Source organism: Eikenella longinqua, from assembly GCF_001648355.1.
Classification (GTDB): domain Bacteria; phylum Pseudomonadota; class Gammaproteobacteria; order Burkholderiales; family Neisseriaceae; genus Eikenella; species Eikenella longinqua.
In genome coordinates this window covers 1-20,863 of the sequence record NZ_LXSL01000011.1, presented here as the reverse complement: position 1 = coordinate 20,863, position 20,863 = coordinate 1, and the positions used below count along the sequence as shown (strand labels likewise).

Below are 20,863 nucleotides of genomic sequence, written 5' to 3'. Positions count from 1 at the left end.
GAAGCTACTTCTTCCGCCAACCTGAAAACTAACGTTGCTCAGGATAATGCTACCGGTAAAACCACGGTTACCATCAGCATGAAAGAAGCCCCCACCTTTACTAGCGTAACCACTCAAGATGCGGCAGGGAATAAAACCATAACCAACGGCAGCGGTGTGACCATCACTCCAGCAGGCGGAGGCAAATCGGTGAGCCTGACGACCGGCGGTTTGAACAACGGCGGTAACAAGATTACCAATGTGGCCAACGGCACGGCCGACACCGATGCGGTCAATTTTAGCCAGTTGCAGGCGATGGGCAGTGCCGCCAAAACGCACTACTACAGCGTCAACAGCACCGAAACTGGCGCAGACAGCAACTACAACAACGACGGCGCTACGGGTGTGGACGCACTGGCTGCCGGCGTCAAAGCCAAAGCGGAGCAACGCAATTCCGTTGCTATCGGTAACCAAGCGCAAGTCGTTGACTCGCCAGCTAATCCGTCCAGTGGCTCGATTGCCATCGGCGACAAAGCCAAAGCGCAGGGTGATCTGGCGGTGGCGCTTGGCGCGGGTGCCACGGTAAGCGGCGAAAGCGCAGCCGGCGGCATTGCTATCGGTGCGGCCGCCTCCTCGAACAATGGCGGCATGGCTGTCGGCAGCGGCGCCAATGCCGGCAACGGCACGGCGATGATTCCCGGCCTGCCAGTGCGTCTGAACAACAACGTTGCCTTGGGCGACAGCGCAAAAGTTAAAGACGATACCAACTTCAATGTTGCGCTCGGCTCCTTCTCCATTGCCGGCGAAACAGACCTGACTGCCACGCCCTACAAACCGACGGCAAACGCCGTTGTTGCCGGCGTTGCCGAAGCTGGTGTGCAGCTGGGCGAAGTATCGGTCGGCGGCGACAACACGGCTGGGATGGGGCAAAAACTTTACCGCCGCGTCACCAATGTCGCTGCCGGCGCGGCCGACACCGACGCGGTGAACGTGAGCCAGCTGAAAGCCGCACAGGCCGCCGCCACCAGCAAGGTAGAGGCGGGTGACGGCATCACCGTGACCTCGAAAGTGGATAACACCACCGGCAGCACCACCTACACCGTAGCGGCCGACACCACCGCACTGACCGTGGGCGACGGCAACAACGGCAACCCGGTTGGCAAAGTGATTGAGCCGACCGGCGCCGATGCCAACAAACTGGCCACCGCCGGTGATATTGCCAAAGCCATCAACAACAGCGGCTTCACCTTGACGGCGCAGGGCGAAGCCACCACGGCCTCGCAAGTAAACCCGGGCGAAACAGTCGACCTGCGCAACACAGACGGCAACATCGTCGTTCAAAAGACGGCGGCGGACAACACCATCAGCTTCGACCTGGCCAGCACCGTCAAAATCGGCCCGGCTGCCGGCGGTAAACCGATTACCATCAACGGCACCGTCGGCACCATCAGTGGCCTGACGGGTAACCTGCCGGCCACCAGCAGCAGCACCCCGTACACCACCGACCAGGAAGCTCCTGCCAATGCGGCCGCCATCAGCGGCAACGCCGCCACGGTAGGCGATGTACTCAACGCCGGCTGGAACCTGCAAGGCAACGGCACTGCAGTCGACTTCGTCAAACCCTACGACACGGTGAACTTTGCCGACGGCACCGGCACCACCGTAACCACCCAAACCACGGGCTCTGTCACCACCGTCAAAGTCAACGTCAATGCGCAAAACATTGCCGAAACCGCACAACTGCCGGTGGTCTACACCCAAGCCGACGGCAGCAAAGTCTATAAACACACCGACGGCAACTTCTACGACGCGCCTAACGGTGCAGGTAACCAAGTTGCAGCCGGCGACGTGATTGCCAGCATGCAAAGCGCCGGCGGCAGCACCACCGCGCCGACCAAACTGGCCAATGTGGCGGCAGGCACGGCCAACACCGACGCCGTCAACGTCAGCCAACTCAAAGGCGCGGCTGATGCGCTGGGTGGAGGAGCAGGCATTGCAGACGGCAGTGATCCAGCCGTACCGGCCGGCACTTTCATTCAGCCTAGCTACAGCATCACCAAAACCGACGGCACGACCTATCCAGTTGCCAACAACGTGGGCACTGCACTCAGCAACCTGAATGCGGAAGTAGTCAAACCCATCACCTTTGCGGGCGACAGCGGCGCGGACTCGGCACGCAAGCTGGGCGAAAAACTCACCATCAAAGGCGGCGTGACCGACGCGAACAAGCTGACGGACAACAACATCGGCATCGTCTCGGACGGCAATGGCACGCTGACAGCGAAACTGGCTCAGAACATCGACCTGGGTGACAACGGCAGCGTCAAAACCGGCGACACCAAGATGGACAACAGCGGCATCACCATTGCTGCGCCGACCCCGACGAATCCGGCGAACACGGTGAGCCTGACCAAGGATGGTCTGAACAACGGCGGCAACAAGATTACCAATGTAGCCAACGGCGCGGCCGACACCGATGCGGTGAACGTGAGCCAGCTGAAAGCCGCACAGGCCGCCGCCACCAGCAAGGTAGAGGCGGGTGACGGCATCACCGTGACCTCGAAAGTGGATAACACCACCGGCAGCACCACCTACACCGTAGCGGCCGACACCACCGCACTGACCGTGGGCGACGGCAACAACGGCAACCCGGTTGGCAAAGTGATTGAGCCGACCGGTGCCGATGCCAACAAACTGGCCACCGCCGGCGATATTGCCAAAGCCATCAACAACAGCGGCTTCCAAGCCACTGCCGGTGGTAATTTGGCCAGCGGCAGCACCGCCACCCCCACCACCGTGAAGCCCGGCCAGAAAGTCACCTTTGCCGCTGGCGATGGTTTGACCGTCAAACAGGATGTGAACGGCACCACTGGTGACCAAACCTATACCTACGCCCTGAATGCCCAGGCCGTGGTGCAGAACGCCCAAACCCCGGTGGTGTACACCAAAGCTGACGGCAGCAAGGTATACAAACACACCGACGGCAACTTCTACGACAAGCCCGAAGGTCAAGCGGGGGCACAGCAAGTACAGCCTGGCGACGTGATTGCCCGTATGCAGGATGCAGGTGGTGACACCACCAAACCGACCACCCTGGGCAACGTGAAGAGCAACCTGGCCGATGCCAGCACAGTCACGACCAACCCGACTGGCAACGACCGTGCGACTCTGACTGCCAACGGTAAAGGCAATAACGCCGCCACCGTGAACGACGTACTGAACGCCGGCTTCACCGTACAGGGTAACGGCACCGATAAAGACTTTGTTACCCACGGCGACACCATCAACTTTGTCAACGGCCAAGGCACCGTAGCCAAAGTCAACACCACTGGCGGTGTAACCGAAGTCAAATTCGACACCCCGCTGACCTACGTTGACCCGGCAGGCCAAGCCAGCAATGCGCCGAGCAACAAAGTGAACCTGGTAGGTGTGGCGGCAGGCGATGCAGTCACCTTAGGCAACGTCGCCGACGGCAATATTGCTGCCAACAGCAAAGACGCCGTCAATGGCGGTCAGCTACACACCACCAACCAGAACGTTGCCAACAATGCCACCAACATTGCCAAAGGCATCAACTTCGGCGGCACCACCGGCAGCAACAACTACCAGCTGGGGCAGACGATCAACGTGACAGGTGACGACAACATCACCAGCACCACCGTAACCGGTGGCGCCAAGTTGGCGTTGAATCCGAACCTGAGCGTGACCAGCGTGACCACCAAGGATGCGGCCGGCAACCAAACCGTAACCAACGGCAGCGGCGTAACCATCACCCCGGCAGCTGCCGGCAGCAGCCCGGTGAGCCTGACGACCGGCGGTTTGGATAACGGCGGTAATAAGATCACCAACGTAGGTGCGGGCACCAATCCCAACGATGCAGTCAATGTAGGCCAGCTCAATCAGGCCTTGGGCGCAATCAGCGGCAGTAACAACGCCAACATCGTGGCTCTGGATGCCAAAGTAAACGACGTGGCCAACACCGCCAATGCCGGCGTTGCCCAAGCCATCGCCACCGCCGGCCTGCCGCAGGCTTATCTGCCGGGCAAAAACATGGTGGCCGTGGGTGGCGGCTACTATAAAGGCGAAACCGGTTATGCCATCGGCTTCTCAACGATTTCCGATAACGGCAACTGGATCATCAAAGCCACCGGCAGCGGCAATTCGCGTGGCAACTTCGGCGGTTCTATCGGCGCCGGATACCAGTGGTAAGCTGAAAGAGGCTACCTGAAAATGCAGCAGATGGTTTTCAGGTAGCCTAATCGGATTTCTGTAAAACAAGATAAAAGGAAAGATGATGAAATTTGTTCAATTAGCCAGCCGTGCGGCAGTGGTGGCGGCAGCGGCGCTTGCCTTGTCGGCCTGTTCTTCTTTGTCGAAAGTGAAAGCAGACGGCAGCACCGATGAGCCGGTGTGGCCGAAGTGGGACAGCGTTTCGTTCAACAACAAACGCGGCACCTTCCCCGATTTGGGCAGCTTGTCGCAAGTGAAGCCGGGCTTGACTAAAGACGAGCTCTACTACCTGCTCGGCCGCCCGCATTACAACGAAGTGTGGCGCCCGCGCGAATGGAACTATCTGTTCCACTTCCACACCCCCGGCCAAGGCACCAATGGCGTGACCACCTGCCAATTTAAAGTATTGTTCGACAAGAACAGATTCAGCGGCAGCACTTATTGGAAAGCTGTTGATCCGGCAGATGCCACCTGCCCGCCGCAGCCTCAGGCTGCCGCAGCGATGCAGCAGCACTACACCCTGAGTGCAGACGTACTCTTTGCCTTCGACCGCAGCAGTGAGCGCGATTTGCAGCCGCGCGGCCGTGAAGAGCTGAGCGAGTTGGCCGCCAAGCTGAGAAGCTTCGAGCAGCTCAACAGCATCACCGTTATCGGCCACACCGACTACTTGGGTTCCGATGCCTACAACCAAAACCTGTCGCAACAGCGAGCCGAAACCGTGCGCCGTTATCTGGCGGGCGAAGGCTTGCCGGCAGAGAAAATCCGTGCCGTGGGCATGGGCGAATCCCAGCCGGTGAAACAGTGCGACAACCGCGGCAGCCGCAACGAGCTGATTGCCTGCCTGCAGCCGAACCGCCGTGTGGAAATCCAAGTGGACGGCTATGGCACCCGCCGCTGATTGCTGCCGTTTCAGTTGAAATAAGCGCTAGATAATCAGTAAGTGAGAACCCTTCTTGTTGAGCAAGAAGGGTTTATTTACGTTTACTACACAAGCTGGCATAATACTTGCTTGGTGAATCGGTAAGATTGTGATACCGGATTGCCGCTTGTTTGCCAAGATTGGCAAAATTCGGTTTGGAGTGTTGCCGGCCGGCAAAGGGAGTGTGATTGCCGGCGGCAATCGGTTTTATGTTTACTTAAAGAGGGACGAAAATGGCTTTTGTATATTGGACATCTGATTTGGATACGGGCTTTGAAGATATTGATGACCAACATCGCAAACTGGTGGATTACATTAATCAGCTCTACGATGCCAAACAAAGCGGCGACCAAGAAGCGATCGAGCGCGAATTCCAGCATTTGATCGACTACACCATTGAGCACTTCAGCTACGAAGAAATGATGCTGGCCGAAGCGCAATACCGCCTACTGGAGCCGCACAGAAAAGTGCACGAAAACTTTGTGAACAAAATGAGCACCCTGCAAGCCCGCTACCACAACGGCGATGCTGCCGCTTTGGATGAAGTGATTGACTTGTGCGAAGGCTGGCTGTTCCGCCACATCCGCATCAATGACCACGGCTACATCGAAAGCGTGAAGGCATCAGGCATCCGCTCTTAATCGAGGCGCGCCATGCCGTAGAGGCTACCTGAAAATATTTTCAGGTAGCCTTTTGTTTGTCTGCAAACAAAAAGCCGGGAGGGTATATAATGCCGCCCAAGCGCGCTCACACATGAAAGGAAAATCATGAAACTGCTTGACGACATTTTGCAATTTAACAAACGCTTCGTGGAAAGCGGCGAATACATCCAGTTTTTCAGCGACAAATATCCCGAGAAGAAACTGGCGATCTTATCCTGCATGGACACCCGCATCATGGAGCTGCTGTATGCGGCGATGGGGCTGAAAAACGGCGACGCCAAAGTAATCCGCAATGCCGGCGCAGTGGTGCTGCACCCGTGGGGTTCGGTGATGCGCAGCTTGCTGGTGGCGGTGTTTGATTTGAATGTGGAAGAAATCATGGTGGTGGCACACCACGATTGCGGCATGTGCGGCTTTTCACCCAAACATTTGCTCGATAAAGCCCGCGCTGCCGGCATTTCCGACGAAAGCATCAACACCCTGCGCCATGCCGGTATCGATTTGGACGGCTGGCTTACCGGCTTCGACAATGCCGACGACAGCGTGCGGCACACAGTGCAGATGATCCGCCAACATCCGCTGATGCCCGATTACGTTGCCGTGCACGGCATGGTTATCCACCCGACCACCGGCAAATTGACCTTGGTGGTAAACGGTAATGAGGTAGATGCGGGGTAGGCGAGTTTCAGGTAGCCTATTTGTGCTTATGAATGAATAAGCTAAATGATATTTGCAGAAAAACAGAAATATTTTTGCAGAAATAGCTTGACTCAAATTGCAAGGCTATCTATAATTCAAAACTCCACAGCGCACCCGTAGCTCAGTTGGATAGAGTATCTGGCTACGAACCAGAGGGTCGGGCGTTCGAATCGCTCCGGGTGCGCCAATTATGCGCCCATCGTCTAGCGGTTAGGACATCGCCCTTTCACGGCGGTAACGGGGGTTCGATTCCCCCTGGGCGTGCCAAGATTCGAAGGCTAAGTTAATTCTGGGCTTTGGAAAAATAAAAAAGATAAATACCTTAAAAAAGATAAATACCTTATTGAAGCTTAATTCTGGAACACGGAATTAAGCTTTTTGTTTATCTGTGTTTTTTGAATGACACATTCAAGCGGCTTTCCAATCCTTGCTGCCTGCGGTGAGCCGTATTGCTTTTCGATACAGGTTAGCAAGCCGTAGTTATGTCGTAGTGAAAAACTTCATCGCTATATTGCTCGCGCCCCTTTAGCATTGTTGAAGCCGGCACTTTAGCTTTGCCGAAACCGCCTTGGTTTGCTAGTCCATTGTTTTAACCAAATTCGCCATGCTCGTTTTAATTTCGTTGAAGCTTAACGCTTTAGCTTCGCAGAAACTCCGCTTTGCTTTGCAAGACATCTGTCTACTGCGTTGAAGTTTGTGCTTTCAGGTAGCCTCATCTTGTGAACACCCTCCGCCGTTTCCTTGTCCTTGCCGCCCCGTTTTGGTTTGCCCGTCGACAGTGGCGCGAATGGCTGCTTTTGGCCGCCGTGGTCGGCTGTTCGCTCGCCATCGTGCGCGTCAGCGTGCTGATTACCGATTGGAACAAAACGTTTTACGATGCGCTGGCCGCCTTCGATGGCCGTGCCATGCCCGCGCTGGTGGGCGAATTTTTGCTGTATATTTCGCTGGTTACCGCCTTTGTGGCGCTGGGCAACTGGTTGCGAAAAATCCTGCTGTTCCGCTGGCGCAGCCACCTCACGCAGCAGTTCCAGCGGCAATGGCTCGGCCGCAGCCGCCACTACCGCTTGCAACTGCAAGCCGGCGGCGAGCCGGACAACCCCGACCAACGCATTGCCGAAGACATTTTCCTGCTGTCGGAAAAAAGCATTGATTTGTTCAAATATTTCATCATGAACGCCGCCAAACTCGGCGCGTTTGTGGTGATTCTGTGGCAGCTCTCCGGCGTGCAAACCTTCCAAATTTTCGGGCAAAACATCACGATATACGGCTATCTGGTGTGGGTCGCGCTGGCCTACTCGGCAGCCTGCACCCTCGTTACCCATCTCATCGGCCGCAAACTCCAACCGCTCAATGTGGAACGCCAGCACCGCGAAGCCGACTACCGCGCCACCCTGCTGCGCGTGCGCGACCACGCCGAGCAAATCGCCCTGTATCGCGGCGAAAATGCCGAGCAAAGCCGCCTGAACCGCCGCTTTGAAGCCGTGCGGCACAACTGGCGCGAACTCATCGGCCGCGAGCTGCGGCTGGAAACCTTTTCCGCCGCCTACCTGCGCCTGTCCATGTTCATCCCCATCATCGCCACGCTGCCCATGTATCTGGCGCACACGCTCACTTTCGGCGACATGATGAAGGCACGCAGCGCGTTTTCCAACGTGCAGGACGGCTTCGGCTGGTTTATGGACTACTACAAACGCATCATCGAATGGGCATCCGTGGTGGAACGTTTGGCCGGTTTTCAGGTAGCCCTAAACGCGCTGGATAGCGCACCGCAAAAGCAGCCTGCACATCATGAACACGCGGAACACGGCCATGCCGCCCGCTTGGAAGTGGATAGCCTGACCCTACACACCGCCGACGGCCGCACCCTGCTGCACCATCTTTCGCTCGCCGCCCGCGCGCCCGAATGGCTGCTGCTGGAAGGGCGCAGCGGCATCGGCAAATCTACCCTGTTGCGCGCGCTGGCAGGGCTGTGGCCGTATTACCAAGGCCGCTTCGCCATCAGCGGCCGCAGCCTGTTCCTGCCTCAACGCCCCTACCTGCCGCACGACAGTCTGCGCAACGTGCTCGCCTACCCATACGCCGCCGCGCCCGATAACCAAGCCATCGCCGCCGTGCTGACCCAAGTCGGCCTGCCGCGCCTGCTCGCGCTCGACCCCGATACCGAATACGAGTGGCACAAAACTCTTTCCGGCGGCGAACAGCAGCGGCTCAGCCTCGCCCGCGCCCTGCTGCACCGCCCCGATGTATTGTTCCTCGACGAAGCCACCAACCAGTTGGACGACGCGTCCGCCGCCGAACTCATGCGCACGCTGCGCCAATGCCTGCCCGATGTGCTGTGCGTGGGCATCAGCCATCAGGCGGCGATTCAGGGGATGTTTGAGCGGCGCATTGAGCTGGCGCCCTTTGCTGGTGCGGAGCAGGGCTGAGGTTTTTAGCTTCGCAGAAACTCCGTTTTCAGGTAGCCTCAAGCAGCAATTCAGGCTACCTGAAAGCGTGAGCTTCAACGGAGTTAAAATGATGTCTTGCAAAGCAAGGCGGAGTTTCTGCGAAGCTAAAACGCAAGCTTCAACGCAGTGGACCGTTGTCTTGGCAAAGCCAACGCTAAGTTTCTGCGAAGTTAAAATGTGAAGCTAAAGCGAGCAAAGCGGGTTTCGTTCAAGCGCGAACGGCAAGCAGGCGGAGCTTCAACTGGCAGCAAAAACGGTTTGGAAAAATTTTCAGGTAGCCTTTTGGATAGAGAAAGAGGCTACCTGAAAAATGTTTTGCCAATCCATATCGCGGCTTAGAAACCCTTGCCCGCCATGCAGATAGCCCTAGGGCGGCACAGCGCGGCAGATGCTGCCGCCGGCCGAGTTTTAAACTGTGCAATATTTCGCACAAGCCCGGAAAATAGGCTACAATCGCCCCGTTTCAGACCATCCAGAAGTAAAGGTTACGCCATGTTGACCGGCAGTATTGTTGCCATCATCACCCCGATGCGTGAAGACGGCAGCGTCCATTACGAACAATTCCAGCGCCTGATTGATTGGCACATTGCCAACGGCACCGACGGCATCGTGGCCGTGGGCACCACCGGCGAAAGCGTCACCCTGAGCGTGCCGGAGAAGATTGAAGTGATCGAAGCCGCCATCCGCTTTGCCGATGGCCGCGTTCCCGTTATCGCCGGCACCGGCACCAACAGCACCGCCGACGCCATCGCGCTTTCCCGCGCCGTGGCCGGCAGCGGCGCCTATGCCACGCTGTCGGTGGTGCCGTATTACAACAAGCCGCCGCAGGAAGGCATCTACCGCCACTTCGCCGCCATCGCCGAAGCCGCCGACATCCCGATGATTGTGTACAACGTGCCCGGCCGCACCGTGGTGAGCATGAGCAACGACATCGTGCTGCGTTTGGCCGAAATCCCGAACATCATCGGCGTGAAAGAGGCCAGCGGCAACATCGGGAGCCAAATCGATTTAATCAACCGCGCGCCCGAAGGCTTCGCCGTGTATTCCGGCGACGACCCCACCGGCATGGTCGCCATGCTGTGTGGCGCCCACGGCGTGATTACCGTGGCCGGCAATGTGGCGCCCAAACTGTTTGCCGATATGTGCCGCGCCGCCTTGGCCGGCAATCTGGCCGAAGCCCGCGCGCTGAATGCCAAACTGGTGCCGCTGTATCGGGAAATGTTCTGCGAGCCCAGCCCCGCCGCGCCGAAATGGGCGCTGGAAAAGCTCGGCCTGTGCGGCCGCTTCGTGCGCCTGCCGATGATGCCGTTAAGCGAGGCCGGCCAGGCGCGCGTGGCTGCCGCCCTGCAAAACCTGCAACTGATTTAAACCAAGTTTTCCCACTCCGAAGGATTGCTGTATGAACGTATTCAAACTGCCTGCCGCTTTGCTGATGGCCGGTTTCTTGGCTGCCTGCGCCTCCAAAGGCGAAGAAGCGCCCAAACTGGACTACCAAACCGAAAACCGCAAGGTAGTCAATCTGGAAGTGCCGCCCGATTTGGACAACCCCGCCCAAGGCAACGCCTACAGCCTGCCCGCCGGCGGCGCGGTGCGCGCTTCCGACGTGGCCCGCAACCGTCAGGCCGCTGCCAACCGCCCCGGCACGCCCGTGCTGGCCGAAGTGAAAAACATTACCATCCAGCGCGAAGGCAGCCAGCGCTGGCTGAATATCGCCAACAAAAATCCGGCCGAAGTGTGGCCGCTGCTGCACGCCTTCTGGCAGGAGCAGGGTTTTGTGATTGCCCGCGAAGAGCCCGGCATCGGCCTGATGGAAACCGACTGGGCGGAAAACCGCGCCAAGCTGCCGCAAGACGGCCTGCGCCGTCTGTTTGAGCGTGTCGGCCTCGGCGGCGTGTATTCCACCGGCGAGCGCGACAAGTTCACCATCCGCCTCGAGCGGAACAGCAAAGGCGGCACCGACGTATTCTTCACCCACCGCGGCATGAAGGAAACCTACGCCGACCGCAACAAAGACACCACTATGTGGCAGCCCTCCGCCCGCGACACCGATTTGGAAGCCGCGCTGCTCGGCCGCTTCATGCAGTATCTGGGTGCCGATGAGCAGCAAATCGAGCAGGCGCTCAAGCAGCAGCAAACCACCGCCGCCCGCAGCGGCGACTTGGCCAGCCTGCAAAACGGCCAGCTCACCCTGCGCGGCGACCAAGCGCGCAACTGGCGCCGCGTCGGCCTCGCGCTCGACCGCATCGGCCTGAGCGTAACCGGCGAAAACACCCAGCGCCAGGCCTATCTGGTGCAGGTGGCGCCGTCGGAAGGTGAGGCCGTGCGCACCGAGAAGCCTGGCTTCTTCGGCCGCCTGTTTGGCCGCAGCAGCAAGCCCGCCGAGCCGCAGGCACGCCCCGAATTCGTGGTGGTGGTGCAGCCGCAGGGCAATAACGCCAGCCAGCTGCTACTGGCCAACAAAGACGGCAGCCCCTACCAAGGCCGCGACGCGCAAACTTGGCTGAGCCGACTGTATAACGAGTTGCGCTAAACGTGATTGAGAAACAGCCTTTAATGCCCGTTAAAGGCTGCTTTTGTGTTTGCCGCATAGAGGCTACCTGAAATTTTGCTCCAACTGTTTTAATTGCGTTGAAGCTCACACTTTCAGGTAGCCTCTGCGGTTTTCAGGTAGCCGCCATGCCCAGCAAGCCGCTGCGCCAAACAAAAAGCGGCAAAGAGCTGCTACAATACGCCGCTTGCCGGGCTCCGAAATAACTTTCGCCCGACTTTGTTTTGGGTGGCAGGAAGGCTACCTGAAAACCAGAATTAGGGTTGCAACCCGTTCACAAACATTTCAAATCTTCGAGAAAACGCCGTAAACGGCTTCCCCGTTTTCCAGTTCCGCCATGAATAAAACCCGACGCTACCTCAAACTCACCGCGCTGTTTACCATCCTCTTCATTCTCTTGCTGTTGCTGGGTAACTGCCTGATTATATTGCGTTATATTCCCGCCGCCATTGCCTCTTTTGTGGCTGCTTTCGTGTGTGTGGCCGGGCAGATGATGGCGTTGGGCAAGTTTTTGCGCCAGAAGCAGCTGGCCGCCTTGCAGGCGCAGGCAGCACTGGCTGGCAACGAAACGGCAGCAACGGAAAACGTAGCGGAAACAAAGGATACGCCATGAAAGAATTGGTTTTGGCCAGCGGCAATGCGGGCAAGCTGCGCGAATTTGGCGCCCTGTTTGCTGATTTGGGCTGGCGGGTGCGCGCGCAGTCGGATTTTGCCGTGCCCGAATGCCCCGAGCCGCACTGCACTTTTGTGGAAAACGCGCTGGCCAAGGCGCGGCACGCCAGCCGGCACAGCGGCCTGCCCGCGCTGGCCGACGACAGCGGCATTTGCGCACCCGCGCTGGGCGGTGCGCCGGGCGTGCTTTCCGCACGCTATGCCGGCGAGCCGCGCTCCGATGCCGCCAACAATGCCAAGCTAGGCGCCGATTTGGCCGCACGGGGCGATTTGGCCGTGTATTACGTGTGCCTGCTGGTGCTGGTGCGCCATGCAAACGACCCGCAGCCGCTAATTGCCGAAGGCGTGTGGCACGGGCAATGGCAGCACGAAGCTGCTGGCAGCCACGGCTTCGGCTACGACCCGCATTTCTTCCTGCCCGAGCTGGGGCAAACCGCCGCCCAGCTTGCGCCGGACACCAAAAACCGCCTCAGCCACCGTGCACAGGCCGTACAGCAGCTGCTGGCGAAAATCCGCGCCGATTGGCGGTGATGGGCAAAATGAGCTGGTTTCTATCCCGGCGCCGCAAAGGCTACCTGAAAATGGGCAAAGCGAGTTTCTGCAAAGCTAACACCATCGCGCTGCTGCCGGTTTTGCTGTTTGCCCTGCACGCGCAGGCCGAAACCGTGAGCGGCGAAGTGGTACGCGTGTGGGATGGCGACAGCCTGCATCTGCTGGATCACGCCGGGCAGCGGCACAAAATCCGCCTTGCCGACATCGACGCGCCCGAGCTGGAGCAGCCGCAAGGCCGCTCCTGCCGCAATCGCTTGGCCGAACAAGTGCTGCACCGGCGTGTGCAGGCCGAAATTGTGGACACCGACCCGCACGGCCGACAGGTGGCCTATATCCGCCTCAACGGCGCCGACATCAACCGGCAGCAGATTGCCGACGGCTGCGCCTGGCACTACCGCCGTTTTGCCCGGCAGCGCCAGAGCCCGTCGGCCTACGCCGCCTATGCCGCAGCGGAAGAGGGCGCCAAACAGCGCCGTGCCGGCGTGTGGCGGCAGGATGCGCCACAAGCGCCGTGGCAGTTTCGCCGGCAGCAGCGCAGGCCGCATTGAGCCTTGGCCGCCGCGCAGGCTAGAGGCTACCTGAAAGCGTGAGTTTCAACGCAGTTAAAACGATGTCTTGGCGAAGCTAAGGTGGAGTTTCTGTGAAGCTAAAGCGCAAGCTTCAACGTAGTTAAAACGGGCAAGGCAAGTTTCCGCGAAGCGAAAAATATCCCGACCCTGCAAACCAGTTCTCCGCACCCCAACACAATGCTATAATTCGCAAATTTTTCCGCCGCCGCGCGGTGTTACCCTTTCAGAAAGACAACATGGCAGCCTTCAACACACAAACAGTTTTGTCCGTCCACCACTGGACCGACGCCTACTTCACCTTCACCTGCACCCGCGACGACAGCCTGCGTTTTGAAAACGGCCAGTTCGTGATGGTCGGCCTGCTGGTGGACGGCAAACCCCTGATGCGCGCCTACAGCGTCGCCTCCGCCAACTGGGAAGAGCACCTCGAATTCTTCAGCATCAAAGTGCCCGACGGCCCTCTCACCAGCCGCCTGCAACACCTCAAAGTGGGCGACGAAGTGCTCATCAGCAAAAAGCCCACCGGCACCCTGATTTGCGGCGATCTCAACCCCGGCAAACACCTCTACCTGCTCTCCACCGGCACCGGCATCGCCCCGTTTTTGAGCATCACCAAGGATCCGGAAGTGTATGAGCAGTTTGAAAAAGTGATCCTCGTGCACGGCGTGCGCTACAAAAAAGACCTCGCCTACTACGACCGCTTCACCCAAGAGCTGCCCAACCACGAATACCTAGGCGAAATGATCCGCGAAAAGCTCATCTACTACCCCATCGTGTCGCGCGAGCCCTTCCAACACGAAGGCCGCCTCACCGACCTGATGAAGAGCGGCAAACTGTTTGCCGACATCGGCCTGCCGCCCATCAACCCGCAAGACGACCGCGCCATGCTGTGCGGCAGCCCGGCCATGCTCAAAGACACCAGCGACGTGCTCAACAGCTTCGGCCTCACCGTGTCGCCCAAAATGGGGCAGCGCGGCGATTATCTGATCGAGCGCGCGTTTGTGGACCAATAAACGCCGGCTTGCCGCGATAAACCGAAAGGCTACCTGAAAATTTTAGCTTCGCAGAAACTCGCGGAGCTCGTTTTAACTACGTTGAAGCTTGCGCTTTCAGGTAGCCTTTTTCAGGTAGCCTTAAAGCTGCCGCTTGTTTTGCAGCCAGTTTGTTAATCCACTATATTGCTTGTTTGAACACCCGTTTCAGCCATAGCAGGCAACACAAAGGCTACCTGAAAAATGTCCGCACTTTTCAGGTAGCCTTTTGGTGTGGGTTGGCTGCTAAGCTTTGGGCGCAGGTTCTTCTTCTGCGGTAGATTCTGCTTCGGCGGCAGTTTCCGCAGCGGGCTCGGCTGCCGGGGCGCTGTCGGCGGCGGGCGCTTCGGCAGGCTGGGCGGCGAGCTCGACGCTGGCGGTGTTCGGCGCGGGGTTGAACACGGGCGCATCGGCGGCGGCATCGGCTTCGTCTAAGTCGTTTTGCTGGGGCACGGGCGCATTGTACGGCACCAGCTGGATGCGCTGCTCGGGCGCGTCTGCCGCATCGGGGGCTTCGGCGTCGGCGAGGTAAGACAGGGTGATGGTTTGGCCGCTGCGCTGCTCGATTTGGCTGCGGTAGGCTTCGGGCGTCATCAGCTCTTCGGCGCCGCGGCTGAGCTGGGCAAACACGTTTTGGTAGCTGCGGGTGAGCTCGTCCACGGCGTCGGCGGTGTCGATAAAGTGGTGGTTTACGGCTTCGCGGTAGTCTTGCAGGGCTTTTTTTGCTTCTTCCAATTCGGCTTGCTGCTTGCGGTTGCCGCGTTTGAGCAAGAGGGTGATGAGGACGCCGATAAGGAAGCCGCCGAGGCCGGCCAGCAGAAGTTGGGTGATGAGCGGCAGATTGTTCATGTGGTTTCTCCTTGGAAATAGACGGGCGCAGATGCGCTATTGTATAGCAATTTTCGGGCGGGCCGATAGGGCGGGATAGGCGGATTGTGCCGCAGCGGGCATAAGCGCCGCAGCCGGGAGCGCCCCAATGGCCGGCCTGCTGCAAATTCTCGGGCAGCTTCAAGCGTTTTCGGCTAAAATGCGCAGTTCGGTTTCGGCGGCGCGCCTAATATTTTTAACTGCGTTGAAGCTCACGCTTTAGCTTCGCAGAAACTCAGCCTTGGCATTACCAAGACATCATTTTCAGGTAGCCTGCTTTGCCGATTCCGCCTTATCCGCATAACGACAGCACACTTAACTGCCCGGCCATTATGAACAATATCCGCAATTTCTCCATCATCGCCCACATCGACCACGGCAAATCTACGCTGGCCGACCGCTTCATCCAATACTGCGGCGGCTTGGAAAACCGCGAAATGAGTTCGCAGGTTTTGGACAGCATGGATATCGAAAAAGAGCGCGGCATCACGATTAAAGCGCAAACCGCCGCGCTGCAATACAAAGCCAAAAACGGCGAAACCTATCTGCTTAACCTAATCGACACCCCCGGGCATGTGGATTTTTCCTACGAAGTCTCCCGTTCGCTCTCCGCCTGCGAAGGTGCGCTCTTGGTGGTGGACGCATCGCAGGGCGTGGAAGCGCAAACCGTGGCCAACTGCTACACCGCCATCGATTTGGGCGTGGAAGTGGTGCCTGTGTTGAACAAAATCGACCTGCCCGCCGCCGACCCCGACCGCGTGGCGCAGGAAATCGAAGACATCATCGGCATCGACGCGGTGGACGCGGTTACCTGCTCCGCCAAAAGCGGTTTGGGCGTGGAAGACGTGCTGGAAGAGATTGTGGCCAAAGTGCCCGCGCCTTCGGGCAGCCCGGATGAGCCTTTGCAGGCCATGATTATCGATTCGTGGTTCGACAATTATGTGGGCGTGGTAATGCTGATCCGCGTGAAAAACGGCATCATCAAGCTGAAAGACAAAGTGCGCTTCATGAGCACCAAGGCCGAAACCTTGGTGGAGCAGCTTGGCGTGTTCACGCCGAAATCATTGCCGAAACAGCAGCTTTCTGCCGGTGAAGTGGGCTTTTTGGTTACCGGCATCAAGGAGCTGGGTTCGGCCAAAGTGGGCGACACGGTAACGCTCGCCGCCAATCCCGCCGCCGAGCCGCTGCCCGGCTTCAAAGAAGTGCAAAGCCAGGTGTTTGCCGGGCTGTATCCCGTGGAAAGTCACGACTACGAAGCCCTGCGCGATGCGTTGGAAAAGCTGCAACTGAATGATGCCTCATTGAAATTCGAGCCGGAAGTATCGCAAGCGCTGGGCTTCGGCTTCCGCTGCGGCTTCCTCGGCCTCTTGCATATGGAAATCGTGCAGGAACGCCTAGAGCGCGAATTCGACATGGATTTGATCACCACCGCGCCCACCGTGGTGTATGAAGTGATTTTAAAAACCGGTGAGCATATCGAAGTGGAAAATCCGTCCAAACTGCCGGATTTGGCCACGGTGGAATCCATCCTGGAGCCGATTATCACCGCCACCATCCTCGTGCCGCAAGAATATGTGGGCAACGTGATGACGCTGTGCAACCAGAAGCGCGGCGTGCAGCTCAATATGCAGTATCTCGGCCGTCAGGTGATGCTCACTTACGATCTGCCGATGAACGAAGTGGTGATGGACTTTTTCGACAAGCTCAAATCCACCTCACGCGGCTATGCCTCGCTCGACTACCATTTCAAAGAATTCCGCGCCGCCAACCTGGTGAAATTAGACATTATGGTGAACGGCGACAAGGTGGACGCGCTTAGCCTGATTGTGCACCGCCAAAACGCCGTGCACCGCGGCCGCGAGCTGGCGGCGAAAATGCGCGAGCTGATTCCGCGCCAAATGTTCGACATCGCCGTGCAGGCCGCCATCGGCAGCCAGATTATCGCCCGCGAAAACGTGAAGGCGCTGCGCAAAAACGTGCTGGCCAAATGCTACGGCGGCGACATCACGCGCAAGAAAAAACTGCTGGAAAAACAAAAAGCCGGTAAAAAGCGCATGAAGCAGGTGGGCAATGTGGAAATCCCGCAAAGCGCGTTTTTGGCGATTTTGCAGGTGGGAGACAAATAACCGCATTCAGGCTACCTGAAAACGGGATGACTGACTATGGAAACTCGGGTTCAAAAAACCGAACGCTTAATCCGCGAAATCAACCGCATCCACGCACAATATTCGCAGGATTATTTTGAAACGGGCAAGGTGCAGAAAATCAATCTGTCGCACACGCTGAAAAATGTGACGATTGAACATATTTTGTCCTACCGCCTGAATCTGCATGAGGCGATTAACGACTATTTGGCCTTTGCCGATATGCGCGGCATCGATTTTTTCTACCGAGTGAAAACTGCCGAAAGCATTCATGACAAAATCAGCCGCTATCTGGCGCGGGACAACCAATATCCCGTAAACAATATCCTAAACGACATTTTCGGTGCGCGTGTGATTCTGCCTTCCGAGAGCGTGGCGGAAATTATGGAAAAATTGGATGTCTGGAAAGCAGAATACGGCTTAAAAAACTGGTATCTGCGCGATGTGGACGGCTATATTGGCATCCATATTTATTTCAAAAACGGTAGTAATTTCTACTACCCTTGGGAATTGCAAGTGTGGGATGAGAAAGATGTCAAAGCCAATATTGAGAGCCATATGGCATATAAACGCCTGTTTGTGAAATAACGTACTATCCCAGCGTGGGAATAACAGTGGCCTAAATTCTAGGGAAGCCGATTTATGAAAACCCTTTTTTCAATGCTGGCAGTTTGTGCGGCTTCCGCTGCCTGTGCCGCGCCCAATCCGCAGCCGGAGAAGCCGGGGCAAACCGAACCGCTGGCCGTTTCCGCCGCGCCGGAAGTATTGGCGCAATTCCGACAATTCTGCCCAGACGGCACGCCCGTGCTGTTTTTGAACGGAGACAATCCCCGCTATCAGTATTTTCAGGTAGCCTGCCGCGAGGTAAACGGCGAAACGGCCTACGGCTTCGGCATCGGGCGGGGCAGGTGATAGGTAATATATTGATTTATCGAGACTGTCGGTTTCAGGTGGCCTGATTACAGGGGGTGCGAGCTTATGGGGAAAATTCGGATACAGAAACGTTCACCGAAACCGCCTGTTCGCCATTACTGGTGGCGCTGGTTGTATTCCTTGGTTGCTTTAACTTCTCCGGTATGGATGCCGATTTTTTGGCTTGCTATGTCTAATTTTCCCTTGTCACGGGAAATGTTGAGCGATGGTATGGTTGAAATAACCTTGTATTCCATGCTGATTTTGCCATTCACACCACTGTAGTATATGGAGAAGTGTGGCGAGGTTGGTTTATTTTGTGGTTTTACTTGGTATGGCACCTTTTCTTGCCTTTGCTGCTTTTGTCCTCGGTTGGGGAGTGTTGCAGACATATTTCGGCTCATGAATTGGCAAATTAGGTTCAGATGGTTTGAGATACATGAAAGTAGATTTTTTTTCGCAAAAGTAGTAATCTTGACGCATGTTATTTGTAGGAGCCCATCATGCAAATCATGACTTGCCAAGACTTCAACCGCTACACCAACAAAGCGCAAAGCCTGGCTGACCGCGAGCCCGTGATTATTACCAAATACGGCAAACCTGCCTATATTTTGCAGGCTTATCAAGAAGATAATCAGAAAAAACAGCCCGAGACCCTGGCTGAATGGTTTGGTTGCGCCAATCCCGAGGTAGCCGAAACCAATTGGGATGTGTCGCCGCGCAGTGCCAGGCAACGGAAACAATTGGACTGGGGCGGCGAATAAATGTATCTACTAGATACCAATATCTTTCGAGAATTGCGTTTGTTGCCTAAAGGCAAGGCCAATCCGAATGTGGCGGCTTGGGCACAAACCATTAAAACAGAACAATTTTTTACCAGTGTAGTGGTGGCGATGGAAATTGAGCGCGGGGTGCTGGGGATGGCCAATAAAGATCCGGCCCAAGGCGTGGTGCTCCGCCAATGGTTTGAGCATACGTTCAAACCATCGATGCACGGGCGGATTTTGGGCATAGACGATATCACCGCCGCTATTTGCGCCACCCTGCATATTCCGGATAAATCGCCCGAAAACAACTCCTGGATTGCCGCCACCGCCATGCAGCACCGCCTCACTTTGGTTACGCGCAATACTGCAGATTTTGCCGGCATGGGCGTGGCATTATTGAATCCGTTTGATTTTCAGGTAGCCTCTCTCTAAGAAGACCGCAACATAGGAACAAAATTAAAGTGGAACAATCCAACACAATCCTCTATGCCGCCATCGCCGCCTTGGTTGCCGGTATCGTGCTGTTTGCCGCGAGCGGGAAAACGCGGCAGAACAACGGCGAATGGAGCGGCGGCCTGCAATGGGGCTACCTTTTGATGATGGTGGGTGCCTTCGGCCTGCTGGCCAAAGTGATTAGCCTCACCGCCGTGCTGCTGATTTTGGTGCTGCTCACCGGCGCGGTGTGGCTGTGGGCGCGGATGGCGCGCAAGCAGCGGCGGCAAGCGCCCGGCTACAGCGCCGAAACCGACCGCGACGACAACCATTTCCGCGACTACATGGGCAGCTTTTTCCCGCTGATTTTGGTGGTGTTTGTGTTGCGCACCTTTGTGGCCGAGCCTTTCCAGATTCCTTCCAGCTCGATGCGGCCGGGGCTGGTGAAGGGCGATTTTGTGCTGGTGAACAAGTTCACCTACGGCATCCGCGTACCGGTGTTGAACAATGTGCTGATTCCGGTGGGGCAGGTGCAGCGCGGCGATGTGGTGGTGTTCAACTATCCCGTAAACCCCGACATCAACTACATCAAGCGCATCGTCGGGCTGCCGGGCGACGTGGTGGAATACCGCAATAAGGTGCTGACGGTAAACGGCAAAACCGAGCAGGATACCTTCGCCGCCGCCTACAGCTATCCCGATGATTTCAATGCAAACAGAATCTTGGAAGCCGCCCGTTTTACGGCTAACTGGGAAGGCCGGCAGTTTGAAGTGCTGAAAAACGAAGACGCACCCACGGTGTCCATCCCCTTCCTCGCCCAATCGGCCAACGATTTCGCCCAAAGCGGCTACCAAAGCGGCCTGCGCGAACATTGCGAATACGAGGCAGACGGCAGCGGCTTCAAATGCACCGTGCCGGCAGGCAAATATTTCGCTATGGGCGACAACCGCGACAGCAGCGCCGATTCGCGCTACTGGGGCTTTGTGGACGACAAACTGCTGGTGGGTAAGGCATTTTTCGTGTGGATGAACGTGGGCGACAGGTCGCGCATCGGCAATTCCATCCGCTAAGAGCCGACACGGCAAAAGGCTACCTGAAGACGAAGCGCAGCGCAGTCTGTGCGAAGCTAAAGTTTTTCAGGTAGCCTTTTTTGTTGCGTGCTTGAGTTGGGAAGGCTAGGACTAAAGGACAAAAGGGATGGTAAAAATCGCTGGAAGCCTTACCATACGCGGCTTTCAGCGATTTTTTGCCAATGTTCGTTAAAAATGCCCCTTTTGCTATAAAAATGCCCTAATCAAATACGGTCGTAAAAACGGCCGGCAAAGATATAAATGTTCCGCCTGCCAAAAGTACCTGCCCGTCTCCAAACTCCCTTCTCCCAGCCAACTGTTGCAAGAGTACATCCACGGCAAGCAAACGCTCGCACAATTGGC

General features: G+C 57.2%; 19 protein-coding genes, 2 tRNA genes and 1 pseudogene. 20 read left to right on the top strand and 2 right to left on the bottom strand.

The annotated features are described in order from the left end of the window. Positions 1-156 precede the first annotated feature (156 nt). The 13 genes from A7P95_RS00715 to A7P95_RS00655 all read left to right on the top strand — a co-directional run bounded on the left by A7P95_RS00715 (position 157) and on the right by A7P95_RS00655 (position 14,290). Positions 157-4,188 (top strand): YadA-like family protein, encoded by a 4,032-nt coding sequence (locus A7P95_RS00715; RefSeq protein WP_245636536.1) that lies wholly within the window; start codon positions 157-159, stop codon positions 4,186-4,188. 82 nt (positions 4,189-4,270) lie between these two features. Further along, complete coding sequence (locus A7P95_RS12430; RefSeq protein ID WP_370632654.1) at positions 4,271-5,107, top strand: OmpA family protein; 837 nt, start codon at positions 4,271-4,273, stop codon at positions 5,105-5,107. Between the two features lie 254 nt (positions 5,108-5,361). Then, positions 5,362-5,769, top strand: coding sequence for a bacteriohemerythrin (locus tag A7P95_RS00705; protein ID WP_067589664.1), 408 nt, complete (start codon positions 5,362-5,364; stop codon positions 5,767-5,769). Positions 5,770-5,895: 126 nt separating this feature from the next. Continuing rightward, positions 5,896-6,468, top strand: coding sequence for a beta-class carbonic anhydrase (locus A7P95_RS00700; protein WP_067589661.1), 573 nt, complete (start codon positions 5,896-5,898; stop codon positions 6,466-6,468). 131 nt (positions 6,469-6,599) lie between these two features. Further along, a tRNA-Arg gene (locus A7P95_RS00695) sits at positions 6,600-6,676 on the top strand. Between the two features lie 5 nt (positions 6,677-6,681). Next, positions 6,682-6,756, top strand: a tRNA-Glu gene (locus A7P95_RS00690). Between the two features lie 452 nt (positions 6,757-7,208). Continuing rightward, a complete protein-coding gene (locus tag A7P95_RS00685) occupies positions 7,209-8,915 on the top strand; it encodes an ABC transporter ATP-binding protein/permease (protein ID WP_067589658.1) in 1,707 nt (568 codons plus the stop codon). Positions 8,916-9,428: 513 nt separating this feature from the next. Further along, positions 9,429-10,304, top strand: coding sequence for a 4-hydroxy-tetrahydrodipicolinate synthase (gene dapA / locus A7P95_RS00680; protein WP_067589655.1), 876 nt, complete (start codon positions 9,429-9,431; stop codon positions 10,302-10,304). Between the two features lie 31 nt (positions 10,305-10,335). Next, the gene (bamC, locus tag A7P95_RS00675; RefSeq protein WP_067589652.1) at positions 10,336-11,466 is read left to right on the top strand and encodes an outer membrane protein assembly factor BamC; all 1,131 of its coding nucleotides are present in this window, start codon (positions 10,336-10,338) and stop codon (positions 11,464-11,466) included. Between the two features lie 355 nt (positions 11,467-11,821). After that, positions 11,822-12,097 (top strand): NGO_0222 family membrane protein, encoded by a 276-nt coding sequence (locus A7P95_RS00670; RefSeq protein ID WP_067589649.1) that lies wholly within the window; start codon positions 11,822-11,824, stop codon positions 12,095-12,097. Next, on the top strand, positions 12,094-12,687 hold the full coding sequence (locus A7P95_RS00665) for a non-canonical purine NTP pyrophosphatase (protein WP_067589646.1): 594 nt from the start codon (positions 12,094-12,096) through the stop codon (positions 12,685-12,687). Before A7P95_RS00670 ends, A7P95_RS00665 begins: the two co-directional genes overlap by 4 nt. 50 nt (positions 12,688-12,737) lie before the next feature. Further along, complete coding sequence (locus tag A7P95_RS00660) at positions 12,738-13,256, top strand: thermonuclease family protein (RefSeq protein WP_179945885.1); 519 nt, start codon at positions 12,738-12,740, stop codon at positions 13,254-13,256. A 257-nt stretch (positions 13,257-13,513) separates the two neighbouring features. Further along, the gene (locus tag A7P95_RS00655) at positions 13,514-14,290 is read left to right on the top strand and encodes a ferredoxin--NADP reductase (RefSeq protein ID WP_067589643.1); all 777 of its coding nucleotides are present in this window, start codon (positions 13,514-13,516) and stop codon (positions 14,288-14,290) included. 264 nt (positions 14,291-14,554) lie between these two features. On the opposite strand, the gene A7P95_RS00650 is transcribed toward A7P95_RS00655, so the two are convergent. Then, positions 14,555-15,157 (bottom strand): Z-ring associated ZapG family protein, encoded by a 603-nt coding sequence (locus A7P95_RS00650; protein ID WP_067589640.1) that lies wholly within the window; start codon positions 15,155-15,157, stop codon positions 14,555-14,557. A gap of 350 nt (positions 15,158-15,507) precedes the next feature. Here A7P95_RS00650 and lepA point away from each other — a divergent pair, with 350 nt between their 5' ends. From lepA to A7P95_RS00635, 3 genes are read left to right on the top strand one after another with little or no spacing between them, the layout of a single operon-like run. Further along, positions 15,508-17,301, top strand: coding sequence for a translation elongation factor 4 (gene lepA / locus A7P95_RS00645; protein ID WP_067589637.1), 1,794 nt, complete (start codon positions 15,508-15,510; stop codon positions 17,299-17,301). 36 nt (positions 17,302-17,337) lie between these two features. Next, positions 17,338-17,907 carry a nucleotidyltransferase family protein gene (locus tag A7P95_RS00640; RefSeq protein ID WP_067589634.1) on the top strand — a complete coding sequence of 190 codons (570 nt, stop codon included), beginning with the start codon at positions 17,338-17,340 and terminating at the stop codon, positions 17,905-17,907. A gap of 54 nt (positions 17,908-17,961) precedes the next feature. Then, on the top strand, positions 17,962-18,231 hold the full coding sequence (locus A7P95_RS00635) for a hypothetical protein (RefSeq protein WP_067589631.1): 270 nt from the start codon (positions 17,962-17,964) through the stop codon (positions 18,229-18,231). Positions 18,232-18,347: 116 nt separating this feature from the next. Here A7P95_RS00635 and A7P95_RS11405 read toward each other — a convergent pair whose 3' ends face one another. Next, entirely contained in the window at positions 18,348-18,623 is a 276-nt protein-coding gene (locus A7P95_RS11405; RefSeq protein ID WP_156503448.1) for a hypothetical protein, read from the bottom strand. Between the two features lie 111 nt (positions 18,624-18,734). On the opposite strand from A7P95_RS11405, the gene A7P95_RS00630 reads away from it, so the two are divergent. The 4 genes and pseudogenes from A7P95_RS00630 to A7P95_RS12425 all read left to right on the top strand — a co-directional run. Next, positions 18,735-18,995: a hypothetical protein gene (locus A7P95_RS00630; RefSeq protein WP_067589626.1), complete on the top strand. Its 261-nt coding sequence runs from the start codon at positions 18,735-18,737 to the stop codon at positions 18,993-18,995. Next, positions 18,996-19,430 (top strand): type II toxin-antitoxin system VapC family toxin, encoded by a 435-nt coding sequence (locus tag A7P95_RS00625; RefSeq protein WP_067589624.1) that lies wholly within the window; start codon positions 18,996-18,998, stop codon positions 19,428-19,430. Between the two features lie 29 nt (positions 19,431-19,459). Further along, positions 19,460-20,500 carry a signal peptidase I gene (lepB, locus tag A7P95_RS00620; RefSeq protein WP_067589621.1) on the top strand — a complete coding sequence of 347 codons (1,041 nt, stop codon included), beginning with the start codon at positions 19,460-19,462 and terminating at the stop codon, positions 20,498-20,500. A 205-nt stretch (positions 20,501-20,705) separates the two neighbouring features. Continuing rightward, a pseudogene (locus tag A7P95_RS12425) lies at positions 20,706-20,863 on the top strand (IS1/IS1595 family N-terminal zinc-binding domain-containing protein); the annotation flags it as partial.

What these genes read in the sequence shown, in the direction of transcription:
- A7P95_RS00650 (WP_067589640.1), bottom strand. Translation starts at nt 15,157, where the DNA reads ATGAACAATCTGCCGCTCATCACCCAACTTCTGCTGGCCGGCCTCGGC.
- A7P95_RS00635 (WP_067589631.1), top strand. Translation starts at nt 17,962, where the DNA reads ATGAAAACCCTTTTTTCAATGCTGGCAGTTTGTGCGGCTTCCGCTGCC.
- A7P95_RS12430 (WP_370632654.1), top strand. Translation starts at nt 4,271, where the DNA reads ATGATGAAATTTGTTCAATTAGCCAGCCGTGCGGCAGTGGTGGCGGCA.
- A7P95_RS00625 (WP_067589624.1), top strand. Translation starts at nt 18,996, where the DNA reads ATGTATCTACTAGATACCAATATCTTTCGAGAATTGCGTTTGTTGCCT.
- A7P95_RS00630 (WP_067589626.1), top strand. Translation starts at nt 18,735, where the DNA reads ATGCAAATCATGACTTGCCAAGACTTCAACCGCTACACCAACAAAGCG.
- A7P95_RS00660 (WP_179945885.1), top strand. Translation starts at nt 12,738, where the DNA reads ATGGGCAAAGCGAGTTTCTGCAAAGCTAACACCATCGCGCTGCTGCCG.
- A7P95_RS00665 (WP_067589646.1), top strand. Translation starts at nt 12,094, where the DNA reads ATGAAAGAATTGGTTTTGGCCAGCGGCAATGCGGGCAAGCTGCGCGAA.
- A7P95_RS00640 (WP_067589634.1), top strand. Translation starts at nt 17,338, where the DNA reads ATGGAAACTCGGGTTCAAAAAACCGAACGCTTAATCCGCGAAATCAAC.
- A7P95_RS00705 (WP_067589664.1), top strand. Translation starts at nt 5,362, where the DNA reads ATGGCTTTTGTATATTGGACATCTGATTTGGATACGGGCTTTGAAGAT.
- dapA (WP_067589655.1), top strand. Translation starts at nt 9,429, where the DNA reads ATGTTGACCGGCAGTATTGTTGCCATCATCACCCCGATGCGTGAAGAC.
- A7P95_RS11405 (WP_156503448.1), bottom strand. Translation starts at nt 18,623, where the DNA reads ATGTCTGCAACACTCCCCAACCGAGGACAAAAGCAGCAAAGGCAAGAA.
- lepA (WP_067589637.1), top strand. Translation starts at nt 15,508, where the DNA reads ATGAACAATATCCGCAATTTCTCCATCATCGCCCACATCGACCACGGC.
- A7P95_RS00655 (WP_067589643.1), top strand. Translation starts at nt 13,514, where the DNA reads ATGGCAGCCTTCAACACACAAACAGTTTTGTCCGTCCACCACTGGACC.
- A7P95_RS00670 (WP_067589649.1), top strand. Translation starts at nt 11,822, where the DNA reads ATGAATAAAACCCGACGCTACCTCAAACTCACCGCGCTGTTTACCATC.
- bamC (WP_067589652.1), top strand. Translation starts at nt 10,336, where the DNA reads ATGAACGTATTCAAACTGCCTGCCGCTTTGCTGATGGCCGGTTTCTTG.
- A7P95_RS00700 (WP_067589661.1), top strand. Translation starts at nt 5,896, where the DNA reads ATGAAACTGCTTGACGACATTTTGCAATTTAACAAACGCTTCGTGGAA.